Below are 14146 nucleotides of genomic sequence, written 5' to 3' on the forward strand. Positions count from 1 at the left end.
CAGTCACCGCAGCCGTAGCACAACCTTGCCCTTGGCGGTCCGATTCTCCAGTGACGCAATGGCTTCGGCGGCTTGCTCCAAGGGATAAACCTCGGGCTTGGGCGCGGGAACCGCGCCGGATGCCAGCAGGGGCGACAGTTCCGCCCATTGCTCGGCCAGATAGCCCGGGTGAGAGAATGTCCACGCGCCCCATCCGGCGCCGATCACGTCGACATTGTTGAGCAGCAGTCGGTTCACCTTCACCGTGGGGATCTCGCCGCCGGTGAACCCGACCACCAGCACGCGCCCACCGACGGCCAGCGAGCGCAGTGAGTCGGTGAACCGGTCGCCACCGACGGGGTCGACAACGATATCGACCCCGCGGCCGCCGGTGAGTTCTTTGACCGCGTCGCGGAACCCGTCGGCCAGTACAACCTCGGATGCACCTGCCGCCCTGGCGATTTCGGCCTTTTCATCGGTGGACACCACGGCGATCGTGCGCGACGCGCCCAGCGCCGGCGCCAGACGCAGCGCCGAGGTGCCGATGCCGCCCGCCGCGCCGTGCACCAACACTGTCTCGCCCTGGGCCAACCTGCCGCGGGTGCGCAGCGTGAAATGCACGGTCATGTCGTTGAACAGGATGCCCGCGCCGGCTTCGAACGACACCGCGTCGGGCAGCTTGAACACCCGATCGGCCGGCAGCGCGACGACTTCGGCCATCCCACCGGACAGCATCGTCAACCCCAACACCCTGTCGCCGGCAGAAACATGGGCGCCAGAAGGTGCGCTGCGCACCACGCCGGCGACCTCGGCACCCGGGGTGAACGGCAGGTCGGGCTTGTACTGGTAGAGGCCGCGGGTGAGTAGCGCATCAGGAAACGCCACACCGGCGGCATGGACGTCGATCACCACCGCGTCATCGCTGGACGGCTCGTCGACCTCGGCCACCCGAACCGATGAAGGACCGTCGAGTTGGGCAATCTGTGCTGCACGCATGGTGGCCTTTCCGTTGTTGTCGTGCCACATTCTGCCCGGAGCGGTTGTGACAGGTGTCAAGTTTTTCGCTTACGATCGCCGGATGCTCAACGCCCGCGCCGCGGTACTTCTCGAAGCCGGTGCCGATCCGCAACTGACCGACGTGCAGGTTCGGCGACCCGTCGGTGACGAAGTACTGGTCAGGATCGACGCCGTTGGCATCTGCCACACCGATGTGAGCATTGCCTCGTGGTTCCGCAAACTGCCGATGGTGTTCGGACACGAGGGCGCCGGGACCATTGTCGAGGCCGGTCCCGACAGTGAGCGTCGCGTGGGTGAGCAAGTCGTTCTCACGTTCGCCAGCTGCGGCAGGTGCGCGAACTGCGCCGGCGATCATCCGGCCTACTGCGACCATGCAACCGACCTCAACATGCGGGGCAGCCGCCGTGACGAAACCAGCGCATATCGCCTGAACGGCGAACCGATCACCGGCGGCTTCTTCGGCCAGTCCAGCTTCGCCACCCACGCCATCGCCACGACCCGTAACGCTGTCGTCCTACCCGGCAACATCGATCCCGCACTGGCCGCCCCGCTGGGCTGCAGCGTGCAGACCGGCGTCGGTGCGATGCTCAATGTGCTCGACCCGCAGCCGCAGGACGCAGTCGTCGTCTTCGGTGCCGGCGCGGTGGGGTTGTCGGCGGTCATGGGTGCCCGCATCGCTGGTTGCCGCATCATCGTCGCGGTCGATCCCATCGAGCAACGCCGCACGCTGGCAACGGAATTGGGTGCCACCACCACCGTGGACCCAGCCGATGCCGATACCTCCGCACACATTCTGGAGCTGACCGGGGGAGCGTCGGCCGCCATCGACACCACCGCACGGCCCGACGTCATCGCGTCGGCGGTCGGTGTGCTCAAGACCCGAGGCACACTGGCGCTCCTGGGCCTCGGTGCGATGACGGCCGACTTGCCGGTCGCGGTCATCATGGCCAAGGGTCTGACGGTGCGCGGCGTCGTGGAGGGGGACAGCGAGCCGCACACGTTCATCCCGCGGTTGGTCGAGTTGTACAAAGCCGGCGATCTGCCGCTCGACAAGTTGGTCACGACGTATCCGTTCGACGACTTCGGCCGGGTCTGGTCGGCAGCAAAGTCAGCCGAGGTGGTCAAACCCGTCCTGGTTACCGCGCGGTAAGATGCCGTCAACAGCACAATCTCAGGCGACGACGCCGACGATCGGAGTACCCATGGCCCTTCCACCGCTACCACCGGGACGCCCGGTCGAGGTCCGCGCCGTCGACGGGACGAGGCTGCATGCCGAGGAGTTCGGACCTGCGGACGGCTACCCGATCGTGCTGGCACACGGCATCACCTGCGCCATCGAGGTGTGGGCACACCAGATCGCCGACCTCGCCGCCGACTACCGCGTCATCGCCTACGACCATCGCGGCCACGGCCGCAGCGAAGCCCCGCGGCATCGCCGCGGCTACAGCCTCAATCACCTGGCCGCGGACCTGGACGCGGTGCTGGACGCCACGCTCAAACCCGGCGAGCGTGCCGTCATCGCCGGGCACTCGATGGGCGGCATAGCGATCACCTCGTGGTCGCAGCGCTACCCCAACCGGGTGCGGGCGTGCGCGGATGCGGTGGCGCTGATCAACACGAGCACCGGTGACCTGCTGCGCGACGTGCAGTTGGCCCGGGTGCCTGCACGCCTGTCGGCGACCCGGATCCGGGCTGCGGGGACAGTGCTCAAGACCTTCGGTGCCACGCCGGTGCCTCGGCTCGCCGATCGATCCAACAAGCGTTTCGTCGCGCATCTGGCGGTGGGCCGTGACGCCGATCCGTGGGTCGCGGAGTTCGTCCACCAACTGTTCGCGTCGACACCACCGGCCGGTCGCGGCGGCTGGGCGCGTGCGCTGGTCGACAACTTGGGGCCCACGCATATCTCGGTGCGAAACCTTGTGGTTCCGACGCTCGTGATCGGCAGCGAGAAGGACCGTCTGTTGCCGATCAACGCGTCCCGGCGCATCGCGGCCGACGTGCCCAACCTCACGGCGCTCGTCGAGCTGCCGGGCGGGCACTGCGCAATCTTGGAGCGCCCGGCCGAGGTCAACGCCCAGTTGCGGGCGCTCGCCCAGTCCACGGTGCGTGAGCGCCAGATCAGCTAGGGTGCCGCAGAGCCAGATCAGCTGAGCAGGCCGGCCACCTCAGCGGCCGCCCGCTGCCCGGAACGCACTGCGCCGTCAAGGAATCCGGTCCAGTCATCGGCGGTTTCGGTACCCGCCCAGTGAATGCCGTCGACCGGCGCGCGTAAGCAGGATCCGTACGTCGTCCACGCCAACGGCGGCACTGCCGCCGTGGGCCCACCTGGTGCGAATTCGTCTGTGCCCCAACAATGGTCGACATAGTCGATCGGATGCAGCGCGGCGTCGCCGAACAATTTGGCGAAGCCGGCCAGTGCCTGGTTGCGGCGCTGCTCGGGCGGCAGCGAATCGAACTCGCGGGCATCGGTGAACCCGAGAAGGATCCCGGGGCCGTCGTCGCTCGGGCTGACGTCGAAGGTGACGAACACCGGGCCTTCGTCGGACAACGCCTCGCCCGAGCAGCCGCCCGCCCGCCAGAACGGGCGGTCGTACGCGGCATAGGCCTTGCTCAGGCTGCCGAGCGGCCAGTGCTCGGCCAGCTCCTGGTACTCCTTGGGTAGCGGCGGGTCGAACTCGATGTCGGCCCGGTGCTGAGGTGCGATCGCCACAATGACCACGCGGGCGCTGACGTGGCCCTCAGGGCAGCTGATCGCGACGGTCCCGTCGGCGAGTCGTTCGATCCGCTCCACCGGGGCCCCCAGCACCACCCGGCTTCCCAGTTCGTCGGCGATCCGGACGGCGATCTGCTGGGTGCCGCCTGCGAATCGGTCCTGCTGGGCACCGCCTTTGACGTCGAGCATGCGGCCCAGACCACCGGCGGCTTTCACGTAGCGCACGGCATGCAGCATCGACACCGAATCCGGTTCGGCACCCCAGGTGACCCTGGACATGATCGCCATGAGGTTGCGCGTCGACGCGCTCGCGTGCACCGAGCGCAGCCAGCTTTCGAGGCTCCGCTGGTCGAGGCGGGGTGCAGCCGGTGCCGCCCATGGATCCGACACCGGAATCAGCCGGCTGAGCCGTTCGAAACGCCACTGGATGCGAGACACGTCGACCAGCTCGATGACTGACAATTTCGGGATTGTGCTGCGGTAGGAGCGCACCTTCCCGTGCCACCGGATCAGGTTCTTTCCGCGGCTGTACGTCGGGACGGTTTCGCAGCCGAGCTCAGCGGCCAGCTTCAGGACCGCGTCCTGGGTGGGTCCGACGAAGGTGCCGCCGAGGTCAACCGGTATGCCGGCGAGTGTCGTGGTCGACGAACGCCCGCCGACGCGGTCGCGCCCTTCGAGCACCACCACGTCGTGCCCGAGCCGGACTAGTTCGCGGGCGGCGGTGAGTCCGGCGAAACCGGCTCCCACTACGACGACGTCGGCGCTCGCTGGGATGCTCACCTGACTAGGCTCTCACGTCGTGAAGGTCATGACAGCGTTGTTCGGTCCGACAGATGCGATCGAGCGGGCGCGGGCGTTGCGGGAAGCCGGGGCGACCGGCGTGTTCACGTTCGAGGGGCCGCACGACGTTTTCGCACCGTTGACCCTGGCATCGACGGTCGGTGGCCTCGACTTGATGACGAACGTGGCAATCGCATTTCCGCGCAATCCGATTCACCTGGCACACCAGGCGATCGACCATCAGCTGCTCTCCGGTGGCCGGTTCACCCTGGGGCTCGGCACGCAGATCCGTACCCAGATCGAAAAGCGGTTCGGTGCGGACTTCGACCGGCCGGTGGCCAGGATGAGCGAGCTCATCGGGGCACTGCGGGCCATCTTCGAGGCCTGGCAGACCGGTGAGCGGCTGAACTTTAGAGGCGAGTTCTACCGGCACACGCTGATGACACCCACGTTCAGTCCGGGCGCCAACCCGTTCGGCCCGCCGCCGATCTATGTCGGTGCACTGGGGCCGAGGCTGACCCGCGCCACCGCGGAGCTGGCCGACGGTCTGCTGGTGATGCCGTTCGGGTCGAAGCGGTTTCTGCATGAGGTGACGATGCCTGCGGTGCGTGACGGCCTCGCGACGGCCGGGCGCGAGGCGAGCGAATTCGCCATCGTCCCCGAGGTGATCGTGTCCGCCGGAGACAATCACGACGCCGCGCGACGACTGTTGGCCTTCTACGGCTCCACTCCGGCATACCGGCCCGTGCTCGAGGTGCACGGCTGGGGCGAGTTGCAGCCCGAACTGAACGCGCTGTCCAAGCAGGGGCGTTGGCAGGAAATGGGTTCGCTGATCGACGACGACGTGCTGCACACCATCGCGGCCTGCGGTAGTCCGGCCGAGATCGCCGCGCACATCAAAGACCGCGTCGACGGGGTGTCCGACCGGATCTGCCTGTATCAGCCTGGTCCGATCCCGGTGGAATCGCTGGCTCAGATCGTTGACGCACTACACACCTGAGCACCTACTGTGGTGGTACGCAGCGGGACCAAGGGAGGTTCGCACATGGGTGCCACGGAGCCGGAGTTTTCGGACGTCCTGATCATCGGAGCCGGTATTTCCGGAATCGGTGCGGCCTACCGCATTCACGAGAAGAACCCGGGGCTGACCTACACCATCCTGGAGCGCCGTGAGCGGATCGGCGGAACGTGGGACCTGTTCCGCTATCCCGGTATCCGGTCCGACAGCGACATCTTCACGCTGAGCTTCCCGTACGAGCCGTGGACCCGGCCGGAGAACGTGGCCGACGGCGAGGACATCCGGGAATACCTCACCCACACGGCCCGCAAGTACGGCATCGACCGCCATATCCGGTTCAACACTCGGGTGCTGTCGGCGGATTGGGATTCGGCCACCGACACGTGGACGGTGCAGGCCGAGCAGGACTGTCAGGTCAAGGCATATCGGGCCCGGTTCGTGTTCTTCGGCACCGGCTACTACAACTACGACGCGCCCTATGCCCCGGAGTTTCCCGGCGTCGAGAACTTCCGCGGCGACGTGGTGCACCCGCAGTTCTGGCCCGAATCACTGGACTACGCCGGCAAACGCATCGTCGTGATCGGCAGCGGCGCCACCGCGATCAGTCTCATCCCGGCGTTGGCCCGGCAGGCCGGGCACGTGACGATGCTGCAGCGTTCGCCGACGTACATGATGTCGATGGCCCGGATCGACCGCATGGTGCAGGCAATTCGAAAGGTACTGCCGCGCAGGATTGCTCACCAGGTTGTGCGATTCCGCAACGCCATGATCCATGTGTCCATGTACTTCTTCTTCCGCAAGGCGCCCAAGGCCGGGCGGTGGCTGATCCGCAACCGCACGATGGCCGCGCTGCCCGACGGCTATCCCGTCGACGTGCATTTCAAGCCGCGGTACAACCCGTGGGACCAGCGCATGTGCCTGGTCCTGGATCGTGACCTGTTCGAGCACATCAGTGAGGGCCGCGTCGAGGTGGTCACCGATCACCTCGACCACGTCGACGCCGACGGGATCGTGCTGAAATCCGGGGACCGGATCGATGCCGACGTCATCGTCTCCGCCACGGGTCTGCAGTTGCAGGCATTGGGCGGCATCGCACTGAGCATCGACGGCGCCGAGGTCAAGCCGACCGAGCGGTTCGTCTACAAGGAGTTCCTGCTCGAGGACGTCCCGAACATGGCCTGGTGCATCGGCTACACCAACGCATCGTGGACATTGCGTGCCGATATGACCGCCCGCGCGGTGGCGAAACTATTGGCGTACATGGAGTCCCGCGGCTATACACACGCCTACCCGCATAAGGGGCCCGCTCCCATGCGGGAGAAGCCGGCCTTCGATCTTGAGGCAGGCTACATCCAACGCGCCCCGCACGCGTTGCCGCGCTCCGGTACGAAACGGCCGTGGCATGTCCGGCACAACTACGTGCTGGACGCCATCGACCACCGATTCGACCGGATCGAGGAGTCGATGGTGTTCGGCCGCGCACCCGCCGCCGCAGAAGAAGACGTCGTCGCCTAGTTTTGGCGAGCGTGCGGGTCTGTTGGTCGACACGCCGTAATTCGCCGACATTTTGCGCACCCTCGCGGACATCACGGAATGCGGACGGTCACGCCCGTCGCGAGGAGTTGCGTCGCAGAAAGCCCGAACGTGGACTTGAACCGGTCGGCCAGGTGTGACGGGCTGGTGAAGCCGGCTTCAGCGGCGGCGGTGGTGAGGTTCTGCCCGGCGGCGATCTCGGCGCCGGCCCGCAGTAGCCGACTCCACAGCCGGTAGCGACGCAGGCTCGAACCGATCTCCTGCCGGAACAGATGCAAGAACCGCGATTCGGACAGGCCGATCGAGGCCGCCAACTCGCTCGCAGACACCGTAGCGGCAGGGTCGTCCCGAATCTGCTTGGCCGCCAACTCGATCCGAGGATCGATAACCTGCACGGCCGACGGCGCAGCGGTGTCCAGCCAGCGCAGGGCCGCGATGTCGTCGTCCGGCGCGATCAGCAGCAGGTCTTCGGCATCGTGGCCCACGCCGATACCGTGGCGAAACTCGGCGAATTGCCCGCGGCACGAGGCGGTCCGATGCGACGCCGGATCCAGGTAGCACGACACCAACGGTCCTGTCATGGACAGATGATGGGTCAGCCGCGGCGGAATCAGCACCGTGCGGGCAACGATGCGGTGCCCGTCGACGTCCACGGTCAATGAGCCGTCAATTCCCACAGCCAGACACCACACCGAACCGGAGTGCGGTTGCAGGCCAAGGCTCGGACCGGAGTAGAGCACCTGTCCCGGCCACAGCCACACCGCCGGATAGCAGGTTTGTGGAAGCGGTGCGCGGTTCCGGGACGGCATGCTGGTCTCCTCGTCAAACGTGATCAGGAGGCTACCGTGGTCGTTGCAGTGATCGCCGTCGTTGGGGTGTTCTTTCTCGGCATGGGCGTTTATGCATTGGCAGCACCGCAGGCGATCCTGCGTCCGTTCGACTACACCCTCCGATCGGCCGCGGCACGCGCGGAAGTGCGTGGGGTGTACGGCGGTTTCGGGTTGGCCATCGCTGGGGTACTGGCCTATGCGGCCATCACTCCGGGAGAGATCCGCACAGGTGTGCTGATCACGGTCGGTGCCGCGCTCGCCGGTATGGCGGTCGGCCGCGCCGCCTCAGCACTGTTCGACGCCCCAACGGGGTTCTACCCCAACTGGTTTTACTTCCTAGTCGAGGTTGCGGGTGCGGCCGCGCTGTTCTGGGCCGCTTAGTTTGTCGCGCAGGGAAATTACGGCGCGACGGTCAACCAGTCGGCGAAGCCCGACGGATCGTGACGGCCCAGCGCGCCATGCTCGAACAGGCCCCAGCCCTCGGCAGGTGCCGCGTCGCCTTCGGTGCACACCGCTCGGCCCACATGGTCGATGACGCCGAACCCGGCTCGGCCCACGATCGCCGGATCATTCATGTCGTACGTGAGCCGTTCAGTGAACTTCTCGCCCTTCCAGACGCCGTGAATCCAGTCCGAATCGCCGCCGTAGCCGCCGCCGACGTGAATCGGCACGGGCAGTTTGGATTCCACGTCGAACCGCAGATCGGAGCCAGTGGCTGTGCTGGCCAAGATGGTGGCGCCGGTCGGGATGCGGGTGCCTGAGCGGTAGTGGATCTTGACGCGCGGCCAACCCAATTGCTCGATGCGGCCGTCCTTCCAGATTCGAGTGCAGTCGTTGAGCGAGCGGAAACCGTCCGGTTCTTCCTGGATGATGATGACGATCGAGAACTCGTCGAACGCCATCGGCACGTAGAGCCACCACATACCTTCGAACGGCGGATCGGCCGGCCGGCCCGCAGGTTCGGCTTCACCGATCGGGCGGATACCCCAGGACCGGTCCCGTGACCCGATCCAGGTGGCCGGGTCGACAGCGATCTGCTCCCCGTCGATCGTGAGATGCCCACTCCACGAACCTAATTGGGCGAAGCGCTGGGCATTCAAGGTTACCCGGTTGCCCGCGCGCAAGATGTGCGGCTGTTCCTGTACAACGTCGAACAAGCCGTTCCAGGTCAGGTCCGCGGCGATGCCGTCCGTTTCGTCGAGCGTGATCCGCAGCTTGTGCAGCGGATCCTCGACATCGACGCGATAGCCCATGACATGCTGGTTCAACCGGTCCTGGTCGATGGCATCGGACAGATGCACCGCGGTCTGGATATCGCCACGCCTCACCAGCATGAAGGCATCCTTCACCCCGAGGTTGGGGTAATAGCCGATCCCGGTGACGACCATGATGTCGCCGCTGCGGTCGTGGGCGTTGAAATACGAACGGTCGTAAAAGTTTCGGTCCGACGAACCCGGCCACGCGATGGGCTGTGGAATCTGGTGTACCGGAAACTCATCCATCGGTCCGAGCATTTAAGACTCCTCCTTGTTTTCCCCAGTCGCTTCGCTCATACCCTCCGGAGCGATCAGTCGGCGCAACAACGACGCATGGTAGAACAGCGATTCCACGTCATCGGGCTGATCCATCTCGCCGAATCGCACCCGGCGGGCACCTGTACGCATGAACACGCAACACCAGATCACCCCGGAGTAGATGTAGAACCACCGCAGGTCGCCCAGCTGCGTGCCGGTCAGGTTCTGGTAGGTGGCTCGCACGTCCTCCTCGCGCATCACGTCGGGCAGTCCGGGTAAACCGGCCAGGCCGGATAGCTCCTGGAACACCATGTGCGCGAAGATGATCCACGACACGTCGAGTTCGCGTGGGCCGACAGTGGCCATCTCCCAGTCGAGCACTGCGACGGGCTGGAAGTCCTCGTACAGCACGTTGCCGATCCGCGAATCACCCCACGCCAACACCGTTTCGGAGGCAGCCACATCCTTCGGGAAGTGGTCTTCGAGCCAGGCGAGCGCCTGCTCGACCAGCGGTGAACGTCCGATGTCGGGTACTGAGAATTCGTACCAGTCCTTGAGCCAACCGAAGTGTCTGCGCAGCGGGGTGTCACCGGGCGGGTCGATCTCGGTGAGGAACCCGAACCGGTTCTCGGCGTCGGGAATTGAGTGCAGCTTGGCCAGCACCGCGACCGTGCTGTCCTGCAGTGCCCGACGCTTTTCGCCGGGGGCGTCGAAGAACCAGTTGTCGCCGAACGTGTAGGGCATCACGTCGGGCGGAACAACGCCGTCAACGCGGTCCATGAGGAAGAACGGCGTGCCGAGCACCGAGCCCGTGGGCTCGAGCCAGCGCACCCGGGGGACTGGTACATCGGTGAGTTCGCCGACCTGCCGCATCAGTTCGAACTGGTGATCCAGCCGGTACGACGAGAACACCGGAACATCTTCTTCGGTGGGTGCGACGCGGGCGACGAGATGCTGCTCGACGCGCGTTCCGTCCTCATCCCAGGCGGCTGTCAGCAGGATGGTCTCCGAGGACATGCCGTTGGAATCCACCCCGCTTTCCACGGTGACCTGTGGATTGGCTCCGGGCGGTAGGACCGTCGACAGCCACTCCGAGAGGGCGACAGGCAGGGTGCTGACGTCGCGACTCGAATGCTGTAGGCGGCTGACATCTTCGACAGCCGGTTCATGTGCCATGCGAACTCTTCCTAACGACAGTAATTACGATACTGTTAGTAGCGATATGAAAGCAGAGCCATCATCAGTTGGCAAGACCGCCGGCGCAGGACGTCCACGCGATCCGCGTATCGACGCTGCCATATTGCGCGCCACGGCGGATCTGCTTGTGGAAATCGGGTATTCGAACGTCACCATGGCCGCGGTAGCCGACCGGGCCCAGACCACGAAGACCGCGCTGTACCGCCGTTGGTCCAGCAAGGCCGAGCTGGTGCATGAAGCTGTCTTCCCTGCCGCCCCGAGCGCCCTTGCCAGCCCCGCGGGCGATATCGCCGCGGACGTGCGGGCGATGATCGGCGCTGCCCGCGACGTGTTCACCAGCCCCGTCGTACGGGCAGCGCTGCCGGGCTTGGTGGCCGACGTGGCCGCAGACGCGGAACTCAATGAGCGGGTGATGGGCCGGTTCACCGGGATGTTCGCCGCGGTGCGTGCGCGGATCGTCGACGGGGTCGCCCGCGGCGAGGTGCACGCCGATGTGGATCCGGACCGACTGGTCGAGATCATCGGCGGGGCGACCATGCTGCGGATGCTGCTGTGGCCCGACCGCGAGCTCGATGACGACTGGGTGGCCCAGACCGCCGCGATCGTCGTGCATGGCGTGAAGGGTTGACCTCAACCACAGTTTCGGTTCGACACTGATGTCGTGGATGCGAACGACGAACGAGACATCAAGGCCGTCATGGCGACAACCACCGATTTGTGGATCGCCCACGATATGGACGGTTGGGGTCAAAACTTCACCGAGGACGCCGACTTCGTGACGCATACCGGGCTGTGGTGGACCTCGCGGCTCGACAACGTGGAGGGGCATAAGGATGTACCGGAAACCGTTGTCGGGCAGAAACACAACTACAACCAGCAGGTGAAGTCCATTGCCGAGATCGCGCCGGGAGTGGCCCTGGTGCACACTCACTGGGGTTGGCCCGATCACATTCAGCCCGGTGCGCAGGCTCAGGACCGGGCTGGCATCATCACTTATGTGATGGTCAAGCGAAATGGTCGTTGGCTGATCCGCGCCGCTCACAACACCCGGGTGAACTGATCATGGAGATTCAACCGTTTCCCACCGACTGGCGCACCGCGCTGGTCCTGGTGCCACACCCGGATGATCCTGAATACGGCATCGGTGCGGCAGTCGCGAAGTGGACGGCCGAGGGCAAAACCGTGCACTACGCGCTCGCGTCCCGTGGCGAAGCGGGCATTGCCGGGATGGCGCCCGAGCAGGCCGGTCCGCTGCGCGAGGGTGAACAACGGCGCTCAGCGGCGATCGTCGGCGTGAACGACGTCCAGTTCTGGGACTTTCCGGACAGCAACATCCGTGATACCACCGAACTGCGCGCCAAGATCGTCGAAACCATCACGGCATTGGCGCCCGATGTCGTCGTCACCATCTACAGCGGTCCGAGTTGGGCGCCCGACGCACCGAATCAGAGCGACCACATCGAGTTCGCGCACGCCGTCGCGGCGGCCTTCGATAGTTTGGCCGACCCGCCAAAATGGCTGTTCGAAAACGGGCCCGAACCCACCCACGGCGAGGTCATCGACGGCTACGTCGACATCGCGATGGATTCGCTTGCCGCTCATAAGGTTTACCTCGAAGTGCTCGACCCGGACACACCCGTCGTCGAACAAGCCCGCCAGCAGGTCGAGATGGCGACGCCGGTCCGGCCCGAACTGGGCGGGCGGATAGCGGAATTCATCCTGAAGCGGCGCCGCTGAATACACTCAACCTGTGCGCGCTGTCGTCTATCCCGAGGTCGGCGTACTGCCGACGGTTGTCGATGTGCCAGAACCCGAGTGCCCCGCCGACGGGGTGACCGTGGAGGTGGCGGCCACCGGGGTGTGCCGGTCGGACTGGCACGCCTGGCGCGGTCATGATCCCGTTGCGCTGCCTAACATTCCCGGGCACGAATTCGCCGGTGTGATCACGACGGTCGGCGCCGGCGTGTCCGGGTGGCAGGTGGGGGACCGGGTGACGGCACCGTTCGCGCTCGGTTGCGGTCAGTGCGAGTTCTGCCTTGCCGGTGATGCGCAGGTGTGCCCGAACCAGCTGCAACCTGGATTCACCCTTTTGGGCAGCTTCGCCGAGCGGGTGGCGGTACCGCGGGCACAGTTCAACCTGGTCCGGTTGCCCGATGCGGCCTCGTTCGTCGCCGCAGCGTCGCTCGGATGCCGGTTCGCCACCTCGTTCCGGGCTGTGGTCACTCATGGCGGGGTGCAGCCCGGGCAGTGGGTGGCGGTCCACGGCTGCGGCGGAGTGGGGTTATCTGCGGTGATGATTGCAAAAGCATTCGGCGCCAAGGTCATCGCCGTGGATGTCAGCTCCGATGCGCTGGCGACGGCGGGCCGCCTCGGTGCCGACGAGCTGGTCAACGGTAGCGAAACATCCGACGTCGCAACCGAAGTCGTCGCGCACACCCGTGGTGGCGCGCACATCAGTGTCGACGCGGTCGGCCATCCCGCGATCGCGGTCGCCTCGGTCTCATCGCTGCGCCGCCGCGGCCGCCATGTTCAGGTCGGCCTCCTACTCGGCGACGCGGCGCAGACCGCATTCCCGATGGATCGGGTGGTCGCCGAGGAGCTCGCGATACTCGGATCGCATGGAATGCCTGCCGTGGACTATCCCGCGTTGCTCAACCTCGTCGCAAGCGGGACACTGGAGCCCGAGCGGTTGGTGACCCGTCGGGTAGCGCTCGACGACGCAGGTGCCGCGCTGGCGGCTATGGATGAGCCCACCGGCCCGGGGATGACGGTCATCGAGCCGGGAACTTAGCGCTCGAGTTGGTTCTTGTTTCGCTCTGCGACGGCGCGGTATTGGTCACCGAGCGTCTCGAAGTCGCGCGTCTGTGCTCCGGCGATGTCCTGTTCGGCGGCCAGTGCGGGGCCGATGACGGGATCGTTGCCGCGGATGTAGATCTCCTTGAGCCCGGCCATGATCGGGCCGGGCACCTCGGCGATTTGTCCGGCCAACTCCAGAGCCCGTTCCAGTAGACGTTCGTGGGCCACCACCTCGGTCACCAAGCCGAGGCGTTCGGCGCGCTGCGCGTCGAACACCTCGCCCGTCATCGACAACCGGCGGGCCATCGCCGCGCCGACGACGTGGGGCAGCCGTGCTGTCATCCCGCCGCCCGGCAGTATCCCGACACGCGCGTGGGTGTCGGCGAATACCGCCCGCTCCGAGGCGATCAAGAAGTCACAACCCAGAGCCATCTCAAGGCCGCCGGTGAACGTTGCGCCATTGATCGCCCCGATGATCGGGGTCCTCATCTGCCCGGTCTTGGTGATGCAGTTGTGCGTCTGGAACCGCTCGAAGTACTCCATGCCGAGCGCTTGCGCCTGCTTGAGGTCGACGCCCGCACAGAACGCGGGGTCGGTGCCCGTCAACACCACCGCCCGAACCGACTCGTCGTCGTCAGCATCGTCCAGTGCGAAGTACAGGGCCTCGATGAGCTCGCGGCCCAAGGCATTACGTGCCTCTGGCCGGTTGAGGGTCAGCACGCGGACGGGGCCGTGGTCGGTGGTGAGCAGGATGGCCATGGGATCAATC

Annotated in this window: 15 protein-coding genes; 9 read left to right on the forward strand and 6 right to left on the reverse strand. The window is 66.0% G+C overall.

The window, feature by feature from the left end:
* Positions 1 to 3: 3 nt before the first annotated feature.
* Positions 4 to 975 (reverse strand): NADPH:quinone oxidoreductase family protein, encoded by a 972-nt coding sequence (locus tag ABQF30_RS05030; RefSeq protein WP_448461595.1) that lies wholly within the window; start codon positions 973 to 975, stop codon positions 4 to 6.
* A gap of 82 nt (positions 976 to 1057) precedes the next feature.
* On the opposite strand from ABQF30_RS05030, the gene ABQF30_RS05035 reads away from it, so the two are divergent.
* Together ABQF30_RS05035 and ABQF30_RS05040 are read left to right on the forward strand one after the other, a co-directional pair.
* On the forward strand, positions 1058 to 2146 hold the full coding sequence (locus tag ABQF30_RS05035; protein WP_448461597.1) for an NAD(P)-dependent alcohol dehydrogenase: 1089 nt from the start codon (positions 1058 to 1060) through the stop codon (positions 2144 to 2146).
* A 52-nt stretch (positions 2147 to 2198) separates the two neighbouring features.
* Complete coding sequence (locus ABQF30_RS05040; protein WP_448461599.1) at positions 2199 to 3122, forward strand: alpha/beta fold hydrolase; 924 nt, start codon at positions 2199 to 2201, stop codon at positions 3120 to 3122.
* A 17-nt stretch (positions 3123 to 3139) separates the two neighbouring features.
* Here ABQF30_RS05040 and ABQF30_RS05045 read toward each other — a convergent pair whose 3' ends face one another.
* Positions 3140 to 4489 carry a flavin monoamine oxidase family protein gene (locus ABQF30_RS05045; protein WP_448461601.1) on the reverse strand — a complete coding sequence of 450 codons (1350 nt, stop codon included), beginning with the start codon at positions 4487 to 4489 and terminating at the stop codon, positions 3140 to 3142.
* 28 nt (positions 4490 to 4517) lie between these two features.
* Between ABQF30_RS05045 and ABQF30_RS05050 the strand changes: the two genes are divergently transcribed.
* Positions 4518 to 5489: an LLM class F420-dependent oxidoreductase gene (locus ABQF30_RS05050; RefSeq protein WP_448463462.1), complete on the forward strand. Its 972-nt coding sequence runs from the start codon at positions 4518 to 4520 to the stop codon at positions 5487 to 5489.
* A gap of 45 nt (positions 5490 to 5534) precedes the next feature.
* The gene (locus tag ABQF30_RS05055; protein WP_448461603.1) at positions 5535 to 7022 is read left to right on the forward strand and encodes a flavin-containing monooxygenase; all 1488 of its coding nucleotides are present in this window, start codon (positions 5535 to 5537) and stop codon (positions 7020 to 7022) included.
* A gap of 71 nt (positions 7023 to 7093) precedes the next feature.
* On the opposite strand, the gene ABQF30_RS05060 is transcribed toward ABQF30_RS05055, so the two are convergent.
* Positions 7094 to 7849, reverse strand: a complete 756-nt coding sequence (locus tag ABQF30_RS05060) for a helix-turn-helix domain-containing protein (RefSeq protein ID WP_448461605.1) — start codon at positions 7847 to 7849, stop codon at positions 7094 to 7096.
* An 81-nt stretch (positions 7850 to 7930) separates the two neighbouring features.
* Between ABQF30_RS05060 and ABQF30_RS05065 the strand changes: the two genes are divergently transcribed.
* On the forward strand, positions 7931 to 8251 hold the full coding sequence (locus tag ABQF30_RS05065; protein ID WP_448463464.1) for a DUF4345 domain-containing protein: 321 nt from the start codon (positions 7931 to 7933) through the stop codon (positions 8249 to 8251).
* A gap of 17 nt (positions 8252 to 8268) precedes the next feature.
* Here ABQF30_RS05065 and ABQF30_RS05070 read toward each other — a convergent pair whose 3' ends face one another.
* Entirely contained in the window at positions 8269 to 9384 is a 1116-nt protein-coding gene (locus ABQF30_RS05070; RefSeq protein ID WP_448461607.1) for an Rv3169 family protein, read from the reverse strand.
* A complete protein-coding gene (locus ABQF30_RS05075; RefSeq protein WP_448461609.1) occupies positions 9385 to 10560 on the reverse strand; it encodes a phosphotransferase family protein in 1176 nt (391 codons plus the stop codon).
* 46 nt (positions 10561 to 10606) lie between these two features.
* Between ABQF30_RS05075 and ABQF30_RS05080 the strand changes: the two genes are divergently transcribed.
* Genes ABQF30_RS05080 through ABQF30_RS05095 form a run of 4 tightly spaced genes read left to right on the forward strand, consistent with a single transcriptional unit; the run spans position 10607 to position 13372 of the window.
* On the forward strand, positions 10607 to 11209 hold the full coding sequence (locus ABQF30_RS05080; protein ID WP_448461611.1) for a TetR/AcrR family transcriptional regulator: 603 nt from the start codon (positions 10607 to 10609) through the stop codon (positions 11207 to 11209).
* 33 nt (positions 11210 to 11242) lie between these two features.
* The gene (locus ABQF30_RS05085) at positions 11243 to 11641 is read left to right on the forward strand and encodes an SgcJ/EcaC family oxidoreductase (RefSeq protein ID WP_448461613.1); all 399 of its coding nucleotides are present in this window, start codon (positions 11243 to 11245) and stop codon (positions 11639 to 11641) included.
* Between the two features lie 2 nt (positions 11642 to 11643).
* Positions 11644 to 12318, forward strand: coding sequence for a PIG-L deacetylase family protein (locus ABQF30_RS05090; protein WP_448461615.1), 675 nt, complete (start codon positions 11644 to 11646; stop codon positions 12316 to 12318).
* 13 nt (positions 12319 to 12331) lie between these two features.
* Positions 12332 to 13372: a zinc-dependent alcohol dehydrogenase family protein gene (locus ABQF30_RS05095; RefSeq protein ID WP_448461617.1), complete on the forward strand. Its 1041-nt coding sequence runs from the start codon at positions 12332 to 12334 to the stop codon at positions 13370 to 13372.
* Here ABQF30_RS05095 and ABQF30_RS05100 read toward each other — a convergent pair.
* On the reverse strand, positions 13369 to 14136 hold the full coding sequence (locus ABQF30_RS05100) for an enoyl-CoA hydratase (RefSeq protein WP_448461619.1): 768 nt from the start codon (positions 14134 to 14136) through the stop codon (positions 13369 to 13371). The two genes, ABQF30_RS05095 and ABQF30_RS05100, sit on opposite strands and share 4 nt — an antisense overlap.
* Positions 14137 to 14146 lie beyond the last annotated feature (10 nt).

The sequence above is a fragment of the Mycolicibacterium sp. XJ870 genome, from assembly GCF_053483975.1.